Genomic DNA, 19,500 nt, shown 5'->3' with positions numbered 1-19,500 from the left:
TCTCTCCCCTCCCGGTGGTCGCCGGGGCGCGCGAGGTTGCCGCGCCCGGCGGGGAACTTCACGCCGGCGCGGGACGACCGCGCGAGCCGCGCCCCGTACGGCCCCCGGGGACGGAGAACGCCGCGCGCGCGGCCCGCGCGCCACGTCTCAGCTCGGTATCGCCGAGCTTGACGATGTTCACAGTGAAATTCCCGCGCAGTAATGTGCGGTCCACCGGACAGGGCACACGCCCCGACCCCTCTGAGGTGGATCAATGCGCATAGCAAGACCCCGCGCCGCGAGGACGCTCGTGGCGGCCCTGGCGATCGGCCTGGTCGCCAGCGGCTGCGCGAGCGAGCGCGACGACGACAACTCCGGTGGCGACTCGGAGGTGTTCGTCTTCGGTGCGGCCGGCGACCCGGCCGCCATCGACCCCTCCCTGGGCAGCGACGGAGAGACCTTCCGCGTGACCAGGCAGGCGTTCGAGACCCTGATCGACCACGAGCCGGGCGGCACCGAGCTGGTCGGCGGCCTCGCCCACGACTGGTCCTCCAACGAGGAGGGCACCGAGTGGACGTTCGAGCTTGAGGAGGGCGTGACCTTCCACGACGGTGAGGCGCTCACCGGCGAGGTCGTCTGCCAGAACTACGACCGCTGGTTCAACTGGGCCGGCACCTACCAGAACACCACGCTCTCCTACTACTGGCAGGCCGTCTTCGGCGGCTTCGCCGAGAACGAGAGCGAGGACGTTCCCGAGCCGAACTACGTCGGCTGCGAGGCGCCCGACGAGCTGACCGCGACCATCACCGTCGCGGAGCCCTCGGCCAACTACCCCGGCGGCTTCTCGCTCCAGGCGTTCTCCCTCCACTCGCCCAAGGCCATCGAGGCCTACGCCGAGGACGACCCCAGCGGCGAGGGCGAGAACATCACCTTCCCCGGCTACAGCCAGGAGGCCGGCACCGTCGCCGGCACCGGCCCGTTCCAGGTCACCGACTGGAACAAGGGCAACGGCGAGGTCACCCTGGAGCGTTTCGACGACTACTGGGGCGAGACCGACGCCGGCGTCGAGGAACTGGTCTTCCGCACCATCCCCGAGGAGTCGGCCCGCCGCCAGGCGCTCCAGGCCGGTGACATCCACGGCTACGACCTGGTCGCGCCCGCGGACGTCAGCACGCTGGAGGAGGAGGGCTTCCAGGTCCCGATCCGCGGCGTCTTCAACATCCTCTACATGGGCATCATCCAGGAGCGCCAGCCCGAGCTGGAGGACGTGCAGGTCCGCCAGGCCCTCGCCCACGCCCTGGACCGGCAGAACATCGTCGACACCCAGCTGCCCGAGGGCGGCGTCGCGGCGACCCAGTTCATCCCGGACACCGTCGCCGGCTACTCCGAGGACGTGCGGACCTACGAGCACGACCCCGAGCTGGCCCAGGAGCTGCTGGCCGAGGCCGGCGCCGAGGACCTGACGCTGGAGTTCTGCTACCCGACCGAGGTCACCCGCCCGTACATGCCGGCGCCCGCCGACATCTACGAGCTGCTCCGCGCCGACCTGGAGGCCGTCGGGATCACCGTCGAGCCCAAGCCGCTCACCTGGAACCCGGACTACCAGGAGACCACCAGGTCCGGCGGGTGCGACGTGTACCTGCTCGGCTGGACCGGTGACTTCAACGACGCCTACAACTTCCTGGGCACCTGGTTCGACGGTTACACCAAGGAGTGGGGCTTCCAGAACGACGAGATCTTCGACCTGCTGAGCGAGGTCCGCACGGAGCCCGACGTGGCGACCCGTGAGGCCATGTACCAGGAGGCCAACGAGGCGATCATGGAGTTCCTGCCCGGCGTGCCGATCTCCAGCTCGCCCCCGTCCATCGCCTTCTCGCCCGACGTCAACCTGCCGACGGTCTCCCCGCTGACCCAGGAGAACTTCGCAGAGGTTTCCTTCAAGTAGCCCCAGCGGGCAAGGGGTCGCTCCGCCGCCCGGCCACGGGACCCGTGGCCGGGCGGCGGCCTTCCCCGGTAGCGAAGAGAGAAAGGGGAGCCCCTAGGTGCTCCGTCTCGTCGTCCGCAGGCTGTTGCAGCTGATACCCACGCTGTTCGGCCTGACGGTCCTTCTGTTCATCTGGATCCACCGACTACCCGGCGGCCCCGCCTGGGCCCTGCTCGGCGAGCGCGGCAACGAGGCGGCCCGCCGCCAGATCGAGGAGCAACTCGGTCTCAACGAACCGCTGCTCGTGCAGTACGGCCGCTGGCTGCGTCGCCTTCTGGAGCTCGACCTGGGGAACTCCGTCAAGACCGGCCAGCCGGTCTGGGACGAGTTCACCCTGCGGTTCCCCGCCACCTTCGAACTCGGCGTCACCGCCCTGCTGTTCGCCGTCATCATCGGCATCCCGCTCGGCTACTTCGCGGCCCGCCGCCGCGGCAGCTGGCTGGACGTCACCGCGGTCTCCGGATCGCTGCTGGGGATCTGCGTCCCCGTCTTCTTCCTGGCGATGATCCTCCGTTCGATCTTCGCCGTGAACCTCGGCTGGCTGCCCAGCGGCGGCCGGCTGACCACCGGCATCGACGCCACGGACGTGACCGGGTTCGCCGTCCTCGACGGGGTGCTGACCGGCGAGTTCGACGCCTCCTGGGACGCGATCCAACACCTGATCCTCCCCGGGCTCGCGCTCGCCTCGATCCCGCTCGCCGTCGTCGTCCGGATCACCCGCGCCAGCGTGCTGGAGGTGCTCAGCGAGGACTACGTCCGCACCGCCGAGTCCAAGGGACTGCGCAAGAGCGTGGTGCGCGGCCGGCACGTGCTGCGCAACGCGCTGCTGCCGGTGGTCACCACCGTCGGCCTGCTCACCGGGAGCCTGCTCTCCGGCGCGGTGCTGACGGAGTCGGCGTTCTCCTTCGGCGGTATCGGCAGCTTCATCCGGCAGGCGATCTCCGACCGTGACTACCCCGTGCTGATGGGCTTCATCCTCTTCATCGCCCTGCTCTACATGCTGATCAACCTGGTGGTGGATCTGACATACGGGCTGATCGACCCGAGAGTGCGGGTGAACTGATGTCCACCAAGACCGACAAGATCGACCGGCTCGCCGCACTCACCGCCCAGCGGGAGACCACCACCGGCGGCAGCCTGTGGGTGGAGGCGTTCCGCCGGCTGCGGTCCAGCAAGATGGCCCTGATCGGCGTCGCCATCATGGCGCTGTTCGTGGTCATCGCGCTGATCGGGCCGTGGATCGCGCCGCACAACCCGACCTCCCAGCTCTGGCGGGACGAGGTCTTCACCAACCGGGGCGAGTTCGTCGGCCCCCGCGGCGAGAACTGGCTGGGCCTGGACCACCTCGGCCGCGACCAGCTCTCCCGGATGCTGGTCGGCGCACGGCAGACGCTGATGGTGGGCGTGATCTCCACCGTCCTCGGCTTCGTCGTCGGCGCGCTGATCGGCGGCGTCTCCGGCGCCGCCCTCGCCTTCGGCGGTCGCGCCGGGCAGCGCCTGGACACCGTGCTGATGCGCTTCATCGACATGATGCTGGCGATGCCCTCGCTGCTGCTCGCGGTGAGCATCGCGGCGGTCATGGGGCAGAGCCTCACCACGGTGATGATCGCCGTCGGCGTCGTGCAGGTGCCCATCTTCGCCCGGCTGCTGCGCGGTTCGATGCTCTCCCAGGCGAACGCGGACTACGTGCTCGCCGCCCGCGCGCTGGGCGTGCGCCGCCGGCGCGTGGTGATGGGGCACGTGCTGCCCAACTCCCTGGGCCCGGTCATCGTCCAGTCCACGCTGGCCCTGGCCACGGCCATCATCGAGGCCGCCGCCCTGTCCTACCTGGGCCTGGGCAACCCCGACGCCGCGCAACCCGAGTGGGGCGTGATGCTGGCGCAGGCCGAACGGTTCTTCGACGAGGCGCCGTTCATGGCCATCTGCCCCGCACTCGGCATCATCATCACCGCCCTTGGCTTCACCCTGCTGGGCGAGTCCATGCGGGAAGCGCTCGACCCGAAACTGCGGAGCTGATCCCATGCCCCTGCTTTCCGTGGACGAACTGAAGGTCACCTTCCAAGGGCAAGGCCGCCGCGCGAGCACCGCCGTCTCCGGGGTCTCCTTCGACGTGGACGAGGGCCAGGTCGTCGGCCTGGTCGGCGAGTCGGGCTGCGGCAAGAGCGTCACCTCGCTCGCCCTGATGGGCCTGCTGCCGAAGAAGGGGGTGCGCGTCGAGGGCCGGGCCGACTACCGGGGCACCGACCTGCTGTCGCTGCGCCCCTCGGCGATGCGCGACCTGCGCGGCACCCAGCTGGCGATGATCTTCCAGGACCCGCTCTCCTCGCTGAACCCGGTGGTCCCCATCGGCGTCCAGGTCACCGAGATCCTGAGCCGGCACCGGGGGATGCGCGGCCAGGCCGCCCGCACCGAGGCCGCCGCGCTGCTGGAGCGGGTCGGCATCCCCGACCCGACGCGGCGGCTCAAGGAGTACCCGCACCAGCTCTCCGGCGGTATGCGGCAACGCGCGTTGATCGCCATGGCGGTGGCCTGCGCGCCCCGCATGCTGATCGCCGACGAGCCGACGACGGCGCTCGACGTCACCATCCAGGCGCAGATCCTCGAACTCCTCAAGGAACTGGTCGACCAGGAGGGCACCGCCCTGCTGATGATCACCCACGACCTGGGTGTGGTCGCCGGGCTCTGCGACGACGTCAACGTGCTCTACGCCGGCAAGGTCGTGGAGTCCGCCGACCGGCGGAACCTCTTCGCCGAGCCGGCCCACCCCTACGCGCACGGGCTGCTCAACTCCATCCCCCGGCTGGACGCCCCGCGCGGCCAGCCGCTCAACCCCGTGCGCGGCTCCATCAACGACCAGATCGCCTGGGCGGACGGCTGCGCGTTCGCGCCGCGCTGCGACCACTACACCCTGGAGTGCCTGAACGGGACCCCGGAACTCGGCCCGCTGGCCGGGACCGAGGCGCCGGCGGGCCACCACGTCCGCTGTGTGAACCCGGTGCGCGAACGGCTGGAGACCGTCACCCTCGCCGACGTCGGCGCCGGCGACTCCCCGACCGAGCCGGTCACCCAGAAGGAGGAGACCTCCGAATGAGCCTGCTGGAACTGAACGAGGTCAAGGTCCACTTCCCGGTCAAGCGCGGGGTGTTCTTCGACCGGACGGTCGGTCACGTCTACGCCGTGGACGGCGTCTCGCTGACCATCGACGCGGGCCAGACCTACGGCCTGGTCGGCGAGTCCGGCTGCGGCAAGACCACCCTGGGCCGGGCCGTGCTGCGGCTCAACGAGATCACCTCGGGAGAGGTCGTCTTCGACGGCACCGACCTGGCGGCGCTCCCCGACGAGGAGATGCGCCGCAGCAGGCGCCGCCTCCAGATGGTGTTCCAGGACCCGCTGGGCAGCCTGAACCCCCGACAGAACATCGAGTCGATCCTCGCCGAGGGCATGGCCGCCCACGGCATCGGCGCGGACCGCACCGAGCGCCGCGCGAAGATCGTCGAGGTCCTGGAGCGGGTCGGGCTGCCGGCCGACGCGCTCTCCCGCTACCCGCACGAGTTCTCCGGCGGGCAGCGGCAGCGCATCGGCATCGCCAGGGCCCTGGTCCTGGAGCCGGACCTGATCATCTGCGACGAGCCGGTCTCCGCGCTGGACGTCTCCATCCAGGCGCAGGTCATCAACCTGCTGGAGGAGCTCCAGGAGTCGATGGGCCTCACCTATCTGGTGATCGCCCACGACCTGGCGGTGGTGCGGCACATCTCCGACGTGATCGGCGTGATGTACCTGGGCGCGCTCGTCGAGGAGGCGCCCAGCGACCTGCTCTACGCCGAGCCCCGGCACCCGTACACCCGGGCGCTGATGTCCGCCGTCCCGGTGCCCGACCCGGAGGTGGAGGACAACCGCGAACGCATCCTGCTCCGCGGCGACCTGCCGTCCCCGGCGAACCCGCCGACCGGCTGCCGCTTCCACACCCGCTGCCCCTGGCGGCAGCCGGAGCGGTGCGACACGGAACGGCCGGCGCTCACCGAACTGGCCGACGGCCACCGCGTGGCCTGCCACTACGCGGCGGAGATCGCCGACGGGACGATCCAGCCGGTCAGGGAACTGGCCGAACGGATCATCCCCGACGACGAGCCGGTGGCCGTCCCCGAGACGGCCGACACCAAGGAATAACCCCCGCCGCCGTTCCCCGCGCCCCGCGGCCGTGTCAGCGACGCGGGGAACGGCGGTCGCCGGCGCCGAGCCGCGCGGCGCCAGGGGTGCGGGGAACGGCGCGAGTAACCCCCGCCGCGCCTGCGGTCGACGACGCACCCGCCAGCCCCACTTCGGTGGTCGCCCACCGCCACCCCCACCCCGCCGCGGTCGACGACGCACCCGCCAGCCCCACTCCCGTGGTCGCCCACCGGCACCGCCCGGAGGGCGGCGGCTGGTCCCCGGGGGTGGTTGTCGGCGGCGTTCGTGCTGAATCGGCCGGAATCCCCCACAACCGCCCCCGAGGCACGGCTACGGTCGAGGGGTGAAGGCCATCCGTCGCTTCTCCGTACGCCCCGTCCTTCCCGAACCCCTCCGACCCCTCCAGGAACTGGCCCGCAACCTGCGCTGGTCCTGGCACCCCGAGACCCGCGAGCTGCTGCGTTCCGTCGACCCCGACGGCTGGCACTCCGGCGGTGAGGACCCGGTGCGGCTGCTGGGCACCGTCACGGCAGGCCGGCTGGAGGCGCTCGCCGCCGACCGCGGCTTCCAGCGCCGCCTCGGCATGGCCGTCGAGGATCTGCGCGACTACCTCACCGAACCCCGCTGGTACCAGCAGACCGACGCCCGCGCCGGCGGCGAACTGCCGCGCGCCATCGCCTACTTCTCTCCGGAGTTCGGCATCACCGCCGCGCTCCCGCAGTACTCGGGCGGCCTGGGCATCCTCGCCGGCGACCATCTCAAGGCCGCCAGCGACCTGGGCGCGCCCCTCATCGGCGTCGGCCTGCTCTACCGGCACGGCTACTTCCGCCAGAGCCTGTCGCCCGACGGCTGGCAGCAGGAGCAGTATCCGGTCATCGACCCGCACGAGCTGCCGTTGACCCCGCTGCTGGAAGCCGACGGCAGCCGCGCCCGGGTGACCCTGGCGCTGCCCGGCGGGCGGACGCTGACCGCGCAGATCTGGCAGGTCCAGGTCGGCCGGGTGCCGCTGCTGTTGCTCGACTCGTCCGTCGCGGAGAACGGCCCGGCCGAACGGGACGTCACCGACCGCCTCTACGGCGGCGGCAGCGAGCACCGGCTGCTCCAGGAGATGCTGCTCGGCATCGGCGGGATGCGCGCCGTGCGCGCCTACTGCCGGCTGACGGGGCACCCGGAGCCGGAGGTGTTCCACATGAACGAGGGGCACGCCGGCTTCCTCGGCCCCGAGCGCATCAGGGAGCTGGGCGAGCTGGGCATCGGCTTCGACGCCGCGCTCCGCGCGGTGCGGGCCGGCACGATCTTCACCACGCACACGCCGGTGCCGGCCGGCATCGACCGGTTCGCCGAGGAGCTGGTCGCCCGGCACTTCGGCGACGGCGGCGAGCTGGCGTCCCTCGACCTCCAGGCGCTGCTGGGCCTGGGCCGCGAGCCGCTGGGCGCGGCGGCCCCCGGCGGGCAGCCGGTGAACGAGGGCGAGCCTGCCCCGTTCAACATGGCGGTGCTCGGGCTGCGTACCGCGCAGCGCTGCAACGGCGTCTCCACCCTGCACGGGGAGGTCAGCCGGGGCATGTTCGCGGGGCTCTGGCCCGGGTTCGACGAGCGGGAGGCGCCGATCGGCTCGGTCACCAACGGGGTGCACGCCCCGACCTGGACCGCCGACGCCACCCGCAGGACCGCGGAGGGCGGCCGTTCCGACACCGAGCTGTGGGAGCTGCGGCGCTCGCTGCGCGAGCAGCTGGTGCACGACGTGCGGGTGCGGCTGCGCGCCTCCTGGCGGCAGCGCGGCGCCGGCCAGGCCGAGCTGGGCTGGGTCGACGAGGTCTTCGACCCGGACGTGCTCACCCTGGGCTTCGCCCGCCGCGTTCCCTCCTACAAGCGGCTGACGCTGATGCTCCAGGACCCGGACCGGCTGCGGGCGCTGCTGCTGCACCCGACGCGGCCGGTGCAGATCGTGGTCGCGGGCAAGGCCCACCCGGCGGACGACGGCGGCAAGCGCCTCATCCAGGAGCTGGTCCGCTTCGCCGACGACCCGGAGGTCCGCCGCCGGATCGTCTTCCTGCCCGACTACGGCATGAGCATGGCGCGTTCGCTCTACGCCGGCTGCGACGTCTGGCTCAACAACCCGCTGCGCCCGCTGGAGGCGTGCGGCACCTCGGGGATGAAGGCCGCGCTCAACGGCTGCCTGAACCTCTCGGTCCGCGACGGCTGGTGGGACGAGTGGTTCGACCCGGACTTCGGCTGGGAGATCCCCACCGCCGACGGTGTCGCCGCCGCCGAGCCGGAGCGCAGGGACGCCATCGAGGCCGCCGCCCTCTACGGCCTGCTGGAGCAGCAGGTCGCGCCCTGCTTCTACGACCGGGGCGTCAACGGCAGCGGCCTGCCCGGGCGCTGGCTGGAGATGGTCCGCGCGACGCTGGACCGGCTGGGCCCCCGGGTGCTGGCCGAACGGATGCTGCGCGAGTACATCACCACCTACTACGCGCCGGCCGCCGCCGGCCACCGGGCGATGACGGCGGAGGCGGCCGGCGAGCTGGCGGCGTTCGCCGAACGCGTCACCGGCGAGTGGCCGGGCGTCGCCGTCGAGCACGTGGAGCCGGGCAACGAGCCGCCGACGCTCGGCGGCACGGTCTCGCTGCGGGTGCGGGTCGCGCTCGGTGGCCTGGAGCCGTCGGCGGTCGAGGTGCAGGCGGTGACCGGCCGCGTCGACGTCGACGACACGCTCGCCGAGCCCGGCTATGTCCCGCTGAAGGCCACCGGCGGTCCCGACCTGGCGGGCCGCTGGACCTTCGAGGGCGAGCTGACCCTCAACCGGCCCGGCCCCTACGGCTACACGGTCCGGGTCCTGCCGGCGCACCCCCTGCTGGCCTCACGCGCCGAGCTCGGCCTCGTCGCGGAGGCGGGGGACGCGGCCCTGCCCCACTGACCCCCTGCCCCTCCCCGACCCTCGCCCACCCGCCGGCCCCGGCGGGTGGGCGAGGGCGCGTGGAACGGGCTCACGCCGGCTCCGGGGGGCGCGGCGCCGCGTTCTCCTGGGCCCGCAGCAGCGCGTCACCGTGCTCGGTCACCCAGCGTCCGAGCGCGGCCAGCGGGCCCTCGACCAGGCTCTCGCCGAGCCGCGTCAGGGCGTACTCGACCCGTGGGGGCGCCTCGGCGTGCGCGCGGCGGTCGACCAGACCGTGGGCGAGCAGCCGGCGCAGCGTGTCGGTCAGGACCTTGTCGCTGATCCCGCCGATCGCCGCGCGCAGCTCGCGACGCCGGCGCGGCCCCGCGCGCAGCGCCGCCAGGACGACGGGGTCCCAGGCGTGCGCGAGGAGATCCGTGGCCGCGCGCAGCCGGCAGTCGGCGACCCACTCGTCGGGGTGGTCTCGGTGCTCGGTCATCTCGTCGTCCATCATGCCGTGCCCGTCACGCACCGTCCGGTGCGTAACGCCTTTTCTAGCGTGGGCCTCCGAGCGACTGACAGCGGAGAGGGAACGAGGATGCGCATCGGCATTCTGGGAACGGGAACACTGGCCGCGGCCCTCGGGGAGGGCTGGGTTCGCGCGGGCCACGAGGTGGCCGTCGGCGGACGGTCACGGGACAGGGCGGAGGCCCTCGCCGCACGGCTGGGCCACGGAACGCGCGCCGTCACGCCGCGCGAGGCGGCCACCGGGCGCGACGCCGTGCTGCTCGCCGTGGCCTGGGACGGCGTCGAGGAGATGCTGGAACGGGCGGGGGCGCAGGAGGGCTCGCTCGCGGGGACCCCGCTGATCGACCCGACGAACGCCGTCGCGCACGGCGTCGGCGTGCTGCTCACCGAGCGCGGCGCGTCCATGGCGGGGCGGATCGCCGCGCTGGCGCCGGACGCCCGCGTGGTCAAGGCGTTCCATCTCTTCCCCGCCGACCAGTGGACGAGCCCCCCGGAGGACGGCCGGCCAGGGGTGACGGTGGCGATGTGCGGCGACGATCCGGCGGCGCTGGGCGTCGTCGGGGAGCTGGCGCGCGACGTCGGCGGGACGCCGGCGGTGCTCGGCCCGCTGGACCGCGCCCGCCAGCTGGAGGAGGCGGGCGGGTTCGTCATCGGCCTGGCCTTCGCCGGCTTCGCCCCCGACTCCGCGGTGCCCGGCGCCCCGCCGTCGGCTACGGAGGGCTGAGCCCGCCGGCCGGGACCCGGACGCTGCCGTGGGGCACCGGGGCACCGGGGCACCGGGGCACCGGGTCACCGTGGCGGGAGGAAGTCGGGAGCGTGCCGGGCGAAGGCTTCCATCCGTCGGGCGTAACCGTCCGGGTCGCCGAAGTGCACCGCCAGGTGCTCGGCTCCGGCGGCCCGGAAGGCCTCGGCGGTGCGGGCGGCCTCGCCGACGGTGCTGTCCGGGCCGTGCCAGTCGATCCGGGTGCCGGGGGACACCGCGCGGCCGTCCGTCCGCGCCCGCAGATACGCCAGCCGTTCGGCGAACGCCGCCGGGTCCAGGCGCACGCCCTGCCAGACGTCGGCGTACCGGGCCGCCCGACGCAGGGCGCCGTCGCTGACACCGCCGGTCATCACCGGCACCGGACCGTCGGGGCGGGGCTCGAAGACGCCCGTCTCGAAGCCGTACCAGCGCCCCTCGAAGGGCCCCCGGCCGGCCCGGAACAGGTGCCGGAGCAGCGCGATGGCTTCGTCCGTGCGGGCCGCCCGGCTCGCGAAGTCCGCGCCGACGGCGGCGAACTCGCGCTCGTCCCAGCCGATCCCCACGCCCGGGACGATCCGTCCGCCGGTCAGCTCGTGGAGGGTCGCGACCTGTTTGGCCACCACGAAGGGGCTGCGGAGGGGCAGGACGAGCACGGAGGTGCCGAACCGGATCCGGGTGGTCGCTGCCGCCAGCCAGCCCATGGTCACCAGCGGTTCGAAGACCCCTCCGTACACCGGTCCGTACGCGCCGGGCGGCAGGATGTGGTCGGGGAGCCAGGCCGTGTCGTAGCCGAGGTCCTCGGCCTGCCGCGCCAGGTCGGCGAGTCGGCGCGGGTCGGCGCCCGCGGCCTCGTTGGGGAGGACGACCTGCAGCTTCACGCCACCTCACCGTCCTTCCCCTCCGAGAGCGAGAGGGAGCGGAGAAAGCCGAGGACGTGCTCCAGCCACTCCTCCGGCCGCTCGACCATGACCACGTGGTCGCTGTCGATCTCCGCGTACCGCGCGTCCCGGATACCGGACGCCAGGGCGCGGGAGCCGGCAGGCGGGACCATGCTGTCGGCGGTCGTCGCGACGACCAGCGTCGGGACGGCGACTTCGGCCAGGTCACCGGTGACGTCCAGGGTGGGGATCGCGTCGATGTGCGGGTGGAGTGCGGGCGGCACCTCGGCCCGCCAGCCGGGGAGGAGGCCGAGCAGATGGTCGTCGGGCCGCGCGAACCCCGCGGTCAGTACGAGCGCGGTCACCCGCTCGGGATGGCGTACGGCGGCGCGCACCGCCACCAGCGTGCCGAGCGAGAAGCCGAGCACCGCGAACCGGTCGACGCCGCGCCGCACGGCGGAGTCGACGACCGCGTCCGTGAGCGCGTCGAGGTCCAGTGGGGCGCCGGCGACCGGGGTGTCGCCCGAGCCGGGGTAGTCCGGGGCGACGACGGTATGGTCGGCGGCGAGGGGGGTCAGGACCGAGGCGAAGTTGTCCTCGATGCTGCCGGTGGCTCCGTGGGCGAGCAGCAGTCCTGGGCCGGTTCCGGTGACGGTGGTGTCGAGGGCGGGGAATGAAACGCGCATGCCTCATACGTTGACCCCTCACATGAGTGTGAAGGTCAAGCGGCGGGCGCGGTGAGGAGAGTCGGTGCTGATAGGCGAGCTGTCACGGCGGACCGGAGTGGCGGCCCGGCTGCTGCGGTACTACGAGGAGCAGGGCCTGCTGCGACCCGGCCGCGACAGCGGCGGATACCGCGTGTACGGGCCCGACGCCCCGTTTGTCGTCGCCCGTATCCGCGGCATGTTGGCGGCCGGGCTGACCACCGACGCCATCCGCGAGATGCTGCCGTGCGTCACCGACGCGGGACCGGGGATCGAGCCCTGCCCGGAGGTGCTGCGGACGATGACCGCGTATCTGGAGCGGATGGACGCGGACATCGCGGAGCGGCGTCGCCGCCGGGCCGCGCTGGCCGCGTTCCGTGACGCGACCGAGGCGCGGCAGGAGCGGGGGCAGGGGCAGGGGCACTGAGGGCACCGGCCGCCTCGATGAGGCCCTGGCCCACCGCGCGCACGATGCGGTGCCAGGCACCGAGACGGGCAGCCGCACGGGGACTCGCCGTTCCCCGTGCGGTGCGCCCCACCCGTGTGTCCCGGCGGCTCAGACCAGGGACTCGCGCCACGCGCGGTGCAGCTCGGAGAAGTGGCCGGTGCCGGCGACCAGGTCGGCCGGGGTGCCGTCCTCGACGACGCGGCCCCGCTCCATCACCAGCACCCGGTCGGCGATCTCCACCGTGGACAGGCGGTGCGCGATCACCAGCGCCGTGCGGTCGCGCAGCACCGTCACCATCGCGTCCTGCACCGCGCGTTCGCCCGGGATGTCCAGCGACGAGGTCGCCTCGTCGAGGATCACCACCGCCGGGTTGGCGAGCAGCACCCGGGCGAAGGCCACCAGCTGCCGCTGGCCGGCCGAGATCCGGCCGCCGCGCTTGCGGACGTCCGTGTCGTAGCCGTCGGGCAGCTCCTCGATGAAGTCGTGCGCGCCGATCGCGCGGGCGGCGGCCTCGATCTCCTCACGGGTCGCGTCGGGCTTGCCCAGCGCGATGTTCTCCGCGATGGTGCCGGAGAAGAGGAACGCCTCCTGCGTCACCATCACCACGCCGCGCCGCAGCTCCGTCGTGGTCAGCCTCCGCAGGTCCGTGTCGTCCAGCAGCACCCGGCCCTCGGTCGGGTCGTAGAAGCGGGCGAGCAGCTTCGCCAGCGTCGACTTGCCCGCGCCCGTCGCCCCGACGAGCGCCGTCGTCTCGCCGGCGGCGAGCGTCAGCCGGAAGCGCGGCAGCACGTCGCCGCCGGTGCGGTAGGCGAAGCGGACGTCGTCGAAGACGACCTCGCGCCCCGGGCGTTCGGTCGGGCGCTCGGGCAGGGGCGCCGGGTCCCGCGGCTCCGGCACGTCGGGCCGCTGGCCCAGCAGCCCGGAGATCTTGTGCAGCGAGGCGACGGCCGCCTGGTAGCTGTTGAGCAGCATGGCGAACCGGTCCAGCGGGTCGTACAGCCGCCGGATGTACAGCGCGCCGGCGGCCAGCGCGCCCAGCTCCATGTCGCCGGCCCGCACCCGCTGCGCGCCCCAGAGCACGATGGAGGCTACCGCGACGGCGCCGATCAGCCGGGTGAACAGCACGAAGCGGCACATCTCCATGATGGTGTCGCCGTTGAGCCGCTCGTGGTGGCGGTTGAGCCGGTCGAACGAGGCGTCGTTGGCCTTCTCCCTGCGGAACGCCTTCACCGGCCGGATGCCGTTGACCGTCTCGGTGAACTTCACGATCACGGCGGCGATCGCCGTGGAGCGCTCGTTGAACTTCTCGGCGGAACGCCGCCGGTAGCTCCGCACCACCAGCGCCAGCGGCACCAAGGAGACCAGGGCGGCGGCGCCGAGGCCGACGTCGAGATAGAAGAGCAGGCCGCCGATGTAGGTGACGGAGACCAGGATCAGCAGCATCTCCTGGAGGCCCTCGTTCAGCAGCTCGCGCAGCGACTGGACGTCGCTGGTGGAGCGGGAGATCAGCCGGCCCGAGGTGTAGCGGTCGTGGAAGTCGAGGCTCAGCGCCTGCGCGTGCCGGTAGATGCGGCCCCGCAGGTCGAGCAGCACGCTCTGGTTGACCCTGGCGGAGACCAGGATGAAGGACGACTGGAGCACCCCGGCGCCCAGCGCGCAGAGCAGGTAGGCGACGGCGACCGCGATCAGCGGGCCGTTGTCGTCGTCGCGCAGCGCGGGAACGCCCGAGTCGATGGCGTAGGCGACCAGCAGCGGAACCGCCTGCACCGCGGCCTGTTGGGCGAGCAGCAGCACGGCGGCCAGCGCCACCCGCGCGCGGTGCGGGCGCAGCAGGGAGAGCAGCAGCCGTCGGGAGGCGCCCTTCGGGGTCGGGAGCCGGTCGTCGGTGTAGTCGTCGGACGAGCCGACCGGCTCGATCGGCTCGATCGGCTCGTCAGGCCCGTCGGCGAGGGGCGCGTCGTCGGGGCGGCGTTCGTCGTCGTGGTCGGTGTCCTGGCCGGTAACGGAGGTGGTCATGGGCGGGCGCCTCACGCGGATCGGGACGGGGCGGTCAGCGGACCGCCGGAGGGGGAGGGCCGGCCCCGGCCCCCGGAGAGCTGGGACTCGCCGGTCATCAGCCGGCGGTACTCGGCGTTGTCGCGCAGCAGTTCGGTGTGGGTGCCGACGGCGGCGACCCGGCCCTCGGAGAGCAGCGCGACCCGGTCGGCGAGCTGCACCGTGGAGGGCCGGTGCGCCACGACCAGCGCCGTGGTGCCGACGAGCACCTCGCGCAGCGCGGCCTCCACGCGCGCCTCGGTGTGCACGTCGAGGGCGGAGAGCGGGTCGTCCAGCACCAGGAACCTCGGCCTGCCGACCACCGCGCGGGCCAGTGCCAGCCGCTGCCGCTGGCCGCCGGACAGGCTCAGGCCCTGCTCGCCGACCTCGGTCTCCAGCCCCTCGGGCAACGCGCGGACGAAGCCGTCGGCCTGACTGACCCGCAGCGCCCTGGCCAGCGCGGCCTCGTCGGCGTCCTCCCCGCCCATCAGCACGTTCTCCCCGACGGACGCGGAGAAGAGCGTGGGCTCCTCGAAGGCCATCGCGATCCGCTCGCGCACCTCGGCACGGGAGAGGGTGGCGGTGTCCACCCCGTCCAGGGTGATGCGGCCCGAGGTGGCCTCGTGGAGCCGGGGCAGCAGCGCGAGCAGCGTGGTCTTGCCGCTGCCGGTGGCGCCGACCAGCGCCATCGTCTCTCCGGGGCGGACATGGAGCGTGATCCCGTCGAGCACGGGCGGGGTGTCGGGCGGCGCGTCGGGGTAGCGGAAGACGACGTCCGTCAGGCGCAGCCCGTCGCCCGGCGGATCCTCGGGTGCGGCGCGCGACGCCTCGGCGGCCGATCCGCTCGGCTCGTCGGGTATGTCGGTGTCCAGCACCTCGAAGTAGCGGTCGGTCGCGGTGGCCGCCTCGTTGCACAGCGCCAGCAGGAAGCCCATGGACTCCACCGGCCAGCGCAGCACCATCGCCGTGGCCATGAACGCGACCAGGGTGCCGGCGGTCAGCTGCCCGTCGGCGACCTGGGAGACGCCCAGGACCAGCGCGGCGCCGAGGAACAGCTCGGGCAGCGCGAGGATCACCAGCCAGATCCCGGCCAGCAGGCGGGCCTTGTGCATCTCGGTGTCGCGCAGCTCGCCGGAGAGCAGCCTGAAGGCGCGGGCCTGGCTGCGGTGGCGGCCGAAGCCCTTGATGACGCGGATGCCGAGGATCGACTCCTCGACGACCGTCGTCAGGTCGCCCATCTGGTCCTGCGCGCGGCGCGCGACCGCGGAGAACCGCTGCTCGAAGAGGGCGCAGAGCACGATCAGGGGGACCACGGGCAGCACCAGCACCAGGCCGAGCGTCCAGTCCTGGGCGAGCAGCACCCCGAAGCCGATGAGGATGGTGGCGCTGTTGACGATCAGGAAGGTCAGGCCGAACGCCAGGAACATCCGCAGCAGCTGGAGGTCGCCGGTGGCGCGGGACAGCAGCTGCCCGGTGGGCCAGCGGTCGTGGAAGGTGACGGGCAGCCGCTGGAGGTGGCGGTAGAGCGAGTCCCGCATGTTGGCCTCGACCCGGGCCAGCGGGCGGGCGGTCAGCCAGCGGCGCAGCCCGAAGAGCAGCGCCTCGGCCAGCCCGACGAACAGCAGCACCAGCCCGCCGAGCCACACGCCGCCGGTGTCCCCGTCGGCGACCGGGCCGTCCACCATCCACTTGAGCACCAGGGGCATCGCCAGCCCCATGGAGGCGGCGACGACGGCGATGGCGGCGGCGCTGAAGACGCGGACGCGCGCCGGGTACACGTAGGGCCACAGCCGCAGCAGGGCGCGGACGACGGAGCGTTTTCGTCTGGGGGCGGTGGGCGCGGCGGGGGAGGAGGCTGTGGGAGACATCTCCTTGAGACTACGAGCTGCCACTGACAACGCCCATGGGTTTTTGCCCTAGGACCAGCGGCTGAGACGGCCGGCGGAACCCGCGTCCACCTGCGGATTCCATGGATGGGACGCGTCCGGGGAGGGAAGCGGGGGCGACGTCCGGCGCACGGTGTCAGTGGGGGCGCCTACTGTGTGCCCCATGAGTCAACAGGCTGAGCTGCGCGAGCTCCAGGCGGCGCTGTCGACGGCGTCCGACGTCGCGTTCGACCAGGAGCCGCCGTCAGGCGAGCAGGCCGCCGTGCTGGTCGACGCGTTGCGCCGGGCGCTGTCGGCCGCGCAGGCGCTGACCGAGGGGCCGGGGGAGACCGGGTGCCGTGAGCATCCCAGGGGCGCTGTCGACCCGCTGCACGGTGACCCGGAGGACCCGTTGCCGCCCGGCTGGGGCCGCTGCCTGCTGTGCAACGACCGGCGGCGCCGCGCCAGCACCCGCCGCAGGCAGGTGCGGTAGGGGGCCGGGAGGGGGTCAGCGGTGGGGGACGCGCATCTCGAACCAGGTGGACTTGCCGTGTGCGAGCAGGTCCACGCCCCACCGGTCGGCGAGGGTGTCGACGAGGAAGAGGCCCCGCCCGCTGATGACCTCCATGTCCCGCACGGGCAGCAGCGCGGGCAGCGCGCGGGACGGGTCGCGCACCTCGACGCGGACCCAGCCCCTGCGCCGCTTGATCCGCAGGCCGAACTCGGCGGCCCCGGCGTGCTGGACGGCGTTGCCGACCAGCTCGGAGACGAGCAGCACGGCGTTCTCCGTCAGCTCCTCCGGCAGCAGCCAACGGCCGCCCAGCTGGCGGCGGGTGAGCCGGCGTGCGCGCCCGGCGGACGCCGGTTCGGAGGGGAGCAGTATCTCGGCGAGGGAGGGGTCCTCCAGCCGGTGGCGGGCTGCGGTGACGTCCCGGTCGGGGAGTTCGGTCGCTTCGAGATCGCTCGTGGGGACGTCCGCCGGTGCAGCCATGTGCCCCATCATGGCGGCGCGGGCCGGGCGCGGGGGCCGTTTCGGGAGAACTGCCCCCGCACCGGGGGGTGTCCGGCTCAGCTCCCGCGGCGGAAGCGCGCCTTGCCCGGGCCGTCCTCGACGAAGGAGCGGAAGCCCTCCGCCCGGTCCTCGGTGGCGAAGAGGCCGGCGAACCAGGTGCGTTCGACGGCGAGTCCGGTGTCGATGCCCGCGTCGAGCCCGGTGTCGACGGCCTCCTTGGCCGCGCGCAGCGCGGTGGCGGGTCCCGCCGCGAGCCCGGCCGCCCAGGCGTGCGCCTCGGGCAGCAGCCGGTCGGCCGGCAGCACCCGGTCGACGAGGCCGATGGCCAGCGCCTCGTCGGCGGTGAGCTGCCGCCCGGTGAAGATCAGGTCCTTGGCCCGGGAGGGGCCGACCAGCCGGGGCAGCCGCTGGGTGCCGCCGGCGCCGGGGATCAGGCCGAGCAGGATCTCCGGCTGGCCGAGCCTGGTGCCCTCGGCGGCGAAGCGGACGTCGGCGGTCAGCGCCAACTCCAGCCCGCCGCCCAGCGCGTAGCCGTGCAGGGCGGCCACCACCGGCTGCGGCAGCCTCGCCACGGAGGTGAAGGCGTCCTGGAGGTCCCGGGCGCGCGCGATCATCGCGGCCTGGTCCATGGACGCCATCTCCTTGACGTCCGCTCCGGCGGCGAACGCCTTGCCCTCGCCGGTCAGCACCACGGCGCGGATGTCCTCGCGGCCGGCGATCTCGGTGGCCAGCGCGCGGATCCGGTCCTGGAGCGCGATGTCCAGCGCGTTGAGTGGCGGACGGTCGAGACGCAGGGTGCCGACGCCGTCCGCCACTTCCAGATGTACCGTCATGCCGCTCAGGCTAGGGCACGTTCACCGACGCCGGGATGGCTCCGGCGGATCACTGACCGGCGCCCCACTCGGCCCAGTCCATGTTCCAGCCGTTGATCCCGTTGTCCGGGGCGATCACGTCGTCGTCGGAGTTGATCACCTCGACGACGTCGCCGATCATCGAGTTCTCGTAGAACCACGCGCCCTGGGTGCCCGGGTCGCCCGCGCCCTGCGCGTCGCCCAGCCCGACGCAGCCGTGGCTGACGTTCGCGCTGCCGAACGTGCCGGACGAGGCCCAGTAGTTGCCGTGGATGAAGGTGCCCGAGGTGGACAGGCGCATCGCGTGCGGCACGTCCGGGATGTCGTACTCACCGCCGAAGCCGACCGTCGCCCCGTCCATCCGGGTCTCCTTGTGCTTCTCGGTGATCACCATCTTCCCGTTCCAGGTCTCGTTGCCGGGGGCGCCGGCCGTGATCGGGATGGTGCGTATCTCCTCGCCGTCCCGGGTGACCGTCATGGTGTGCGCCGCCGCGTCGACGGTGCTGACCTGGCCGCGGCCGACGGTGAAGGAGACGTTCTCGCGCAGCGTGCCGAAGACCCCGTCCGCGCCCTCGACCCCGCGCAGACGGAAGCCGATCTCGACCTCGGTGCCCGGCTCCCAGTACTCCTCGGGCCGGAAGTCGATCCGCTGGTCACCGAACCAGTGGCCGCGCACCTCGACGGGCGGGTCGGTGGTGATCCGGACGGCCTCGCCGACCTCGGCGGTGTTCTGGATCGGGGTGTCGAAGGTGACCGACAGCTCCATGCCGACGCCGACCTCGGAGCCGTCGGGGATGTTCCAGTAGCTGGAGAAGGTCGCGTCGGCGGCCACGGTGGTGAAGGTGGCGGTCGAGGTCTCCTCGTCGCCCTCGGCGTTCTCGCCGACCGCCGTCACGGAGTACTCGGTGTCGTTGGCCAGGGCCTCGTCGGGCGCCCAGGCGTCGGCCTCCTCGGTGAGCGCGCCGGGCACCTCCTCGCCCTCGGGGCCGGCGACGGTGACCCCGGTGAGGGTCCCGCCCTCGGCGGTCACCGCCAACTCGCCCTGGGTGGGCACGTCCTGGGCGCCGTCCTCGGGCGCGATGGTGAGGGCCACGGGCGCCGGCCCGTCCCCCTCCGGCTGTTCCTTCGCGTTCTCGTCGCCTCCGCACGCGGTCAACGCCAGCAGCAACACCCCCAGCAGCGCACCCGTTCTCCCGCGCCGTCTTCCACTCCCCGTCAGCACGCCTGTTGCTCCCCTCAGGACCCCGGAATTGGTGATCAGATAATCACAGCAATACCGGTGTGACGGATTCGGTCCTGTCACCGTTCCGTCGCAGTTCAGGCCGGTGCGCGCCTTTGGGCGCCGGGGCGCGTGATTCCGCGCCCGGCGTGCGCGCGGTCACGAGCGGGTTATTGGGGCATTTCATGGCAAAATGCCGTGATCCCGGGCC

The 19,500-nt window shown here is 73.1% G+C and carries 17 protein-coding genes; 9 read left to right on the top strand and 8 right to left on the bottom strand.

Annotation, left to right across the window (positions count from 1 at the left end; genetic code table 11):
- Positions 1-253: 253 nt before the first annotated feature.
- The 6 genes from FH715_RS25175 (at position 254) to glgP (ending at position 9,050) form a co-directional block, all read left to right on the top strand.
- Positions 254-1,924, top strand: coding sequence for an ABC transporter substrate-binding protein (locus FH715_RS25175; protein WP_139649244.1), 1,671 nt, complete (start codon positions 254-256; stop codon positions 1,922-1,924).
- A gap of 97 nt (positions 1,925-2,021) precedes the next feature.
- Positions 2,022-3,026, top strand: coding sequence for an ABC transporter permease (locus FH715_RS25170; RefSeq protein ID WP_139649241.1), 1,005 nt, complete (start codon positions 2,022-2,024; stop codon positions 3,024-3,026).
- Positions 3,026-3,979: an ABC transporter permease gene (locus tag FH715_RS25165; protein ID WP_139649239.1), complete on the top strand. Its 954-nt coding sequence runs from the start codon at positions 3,026-3,028 to the stop codon at positions 3,977-3,979. The genes FH715_RS25170 and FH715_RS25165 overlap by 1 nt, the downstream gene beginning before the upstream one ends.
- A gap of 4 nt (positions 3,980-3,983) precedes the next feature.
- Positions 3,984-5,054: an ABC transporter ATP-binding protein gene (locus tag FH715_RS25160; RefSeq protein WP_139649237.1), complete on the top strand. Its 1,071-nt coding sequence runs from the start codon at positions 3,984-3,986 to the stop codon at positions 5,052-5,054.
- The gene (locus tag FH715_RS25155) at positions 5,051-6,130 is read left to right on the top strand and encodes an ABC transporter ATP-binding protein (protein ID WP_139649235.1); all 1,080 of its coding nucleotides are present in this window, start codon (positions 5,051-5,053) and stop codon (positions 6,128-6,130) included. The genes FH715_RS25160 and FH715_RS25155 overlap by 4 nt, the downstream gene beginning before the upstream one ends.
- A gap of 343 nt (positions 6,131-6,473) precedes the next feature.
- Positions 6,474-9,050: an alpha-glucan family phosphorylase gene (gene glgP / locus FH715_RS25150; RefSeq protein WP_139649233.1), complete on the top strand. Its 2,577-nt coding sequence runs from the start codon at positions 6,474-6,476 to the stop codon at positions 9,048-9,050.
- 70 nt (positions 9,051-9,120) lie between these two features.
- On the opposite strand, the gene FH715_RS25145 is transcribed toward glgP, so the two are convergent.
- On the bottom strand, positions 9,121-9,540 hold the full coding sequence (locus FH715_RS25145) for a winged helix-turn-helix transcriptional regulator (RefSeq protein ID WP_139649231.1): 420 nt from the start codon (positions 9,538-9,540) through the stop codon (positions 9,121-9,123).
- Between the two features lie 66 nt (positions 9,541-9,606).
- On the opposite strand from FH715_RS25145, the gene FH715_RS25140 reads away from it, so the two are divergent.
- Positions 9,607-10,260: an NADPH-dependent F420 reductase gene (locus tag FH715_RS25140; RefSeq protein ID WP_139649229.1), complete on the top strand. Its 654-nt coding sequence runs from the start codon at positions 9,607-9,609 to the stop codon at positions 10,258-10,260.
- Between the two features lie 65 nt (positions 10,261-10,325).
- Here FH715_RS25140 and FH715_RS25135 read toward each other — a convergent pair whose 3' ends face one another.
- A complete protein-coding gene (locus FH715_RS25135; RefSeq protein ID WP_139649227.1) occupies positions 10,326-11,156 on the bottom strand; it encodes a TIGR03619 family F420-dependent LLM class oxidoreductase in 831 nt (276 codons plus the stop codon).
- A complete protein-coding gene (locus FH715_RS25130) occupies positions 11,153-11,842 on the bottom strand; it encodes an alpha/beta fold hydrolase (RefSeq protein WP_139649225.1) in 690 nt (229 codons plus the stop codon). The genes FH715_RS25135 and FH715_RS25130 overlap by 4 nt, the downstream gene beginning before the upstream one ends.
- Before the next feature lie 64 nt (positions 11,843-11,906).
- On the opposite strand from FH715_RS25130, the gene FH715_RS25125 reads away from it, so the two are divergent.
- Positions 11,907-12,287: a MerR family transcriptional regulator gene (locus FH715_RS25125; protein ID WP_139649223.1), complete on the top strand. Its 381-nt coding sequence runs from the start codon at positions 11,907-11,909 to the stop codon at positions 12,285-12,287.
- A gap of 129 nt (positions 12,288-12,416) precedes the next feature.
- Here the strand turns inward: FH715_RS25125 and FH715_RS25120 are convergent, their stop codons facing one another.
- On the bottom strand, positions 12,417-14,324 hold the full coding sequence (locus FH715_RS25120; protein WP_139649221.1) for an ABC transporter ATP-binding protein: 1,908 nt from the start codon (positions 14,322-14,324) through the stop codon (positions 12,417-12,419).
- Between the two features lie 11 nt (positions 14,325-14,335).
- A complete protein-coding gene (locus FH715_RS25115; RefSeq protein WP_139649219.1) occupies positions 14,336-16,210 on the bottom strand; it encodes an ABC transporter ATP-binding protein in 1,875 nt (624 codons plus the stop codon).
- A 181-nt stretch (positions 16,211-16,391) separates the two neighbouring features.
- On the opposite strand from FH715_RS25115, the gene FH715_RS25110 reads away from it, so the two are divergent.
- Positions 16,392-16,700 carry a hypothetical protein gene (locus FH715_RS25110; RefSeq protein WP_170184817.1) on the top strand — a complete coding sequence of 103 codons (309 nt, stop codon included), beginning with the start codon at positions 16,392-16,394 and terminating at the stop codon, positions 16,698-16,700.
- A gap of 15 nt (positions 16,701-16,715) precedes the next feature.
- Here FH715_RS25110 and FH715_RS25105 read toward each other — a convergent pair whose 3' ends face one another.
- The 3 genes from FH715_RS25105 to FH715_RS25095 all read right to left on the bottom strand — a co-directional run bounded on the left by FH715_RS25105 (position 16,716) and on the right by FH715_RS25095 (position 19,292).
- Positions 16,716-17,198 (bottom strand): ATP-binding protein, encoded by a 483-nt coding sequence (locus FH715_RS25105; RefSeq protein ID WP_139649217.1) that lies wholly within the window; start codon positions 17,196-17,198, stop codon positions 16,716-16,718.
- 77 nt (positions 17,199-17,275) lie between these two features.
- The gene (locus FH715_RS25100; RefSeq protein WP_139649215.1) at positions 17,276-18,052 is read right to left on the bottom strand and encodes an enoyl-CoA hydratase/isomerase family protein; all 777 of its coding nucleotides are present in this window, start codon (positions 18,050-18,052) and stop codon (positions 17,276-17,278) included.
- Positions 18,053-18,101: 49 nt separating this feature from the next.
- The gene (locus tag FH715_RS25095; RefSeq protein WP_246108968.1) at positions 18,102-19,292 is read right to left on the bottom strand and encodes a L,D-transpeptidase; all 1,191 of its coding nucleotides are present in this window, start codon (positions 19,290-19,292) and stop codon (positions 18,102-18,104) included.
- Between the last annotated feature and the right edge of the window lie 208 nt (positions 19,293-19,500).

This window comes from Streptomyces sedi (assembly GCF_006335015.1).
Classification (GTDB): Bacteria; Actinomycetota; Actinomycetes; order Streptomycetales; family Streptomycetaceae; genus Streptomyces; species Streptomyces sedi.
Note: the sequence above shows the minus strand (reverse complement) of the source record. Positions and strands in the feature narration are given on the sequence as shown.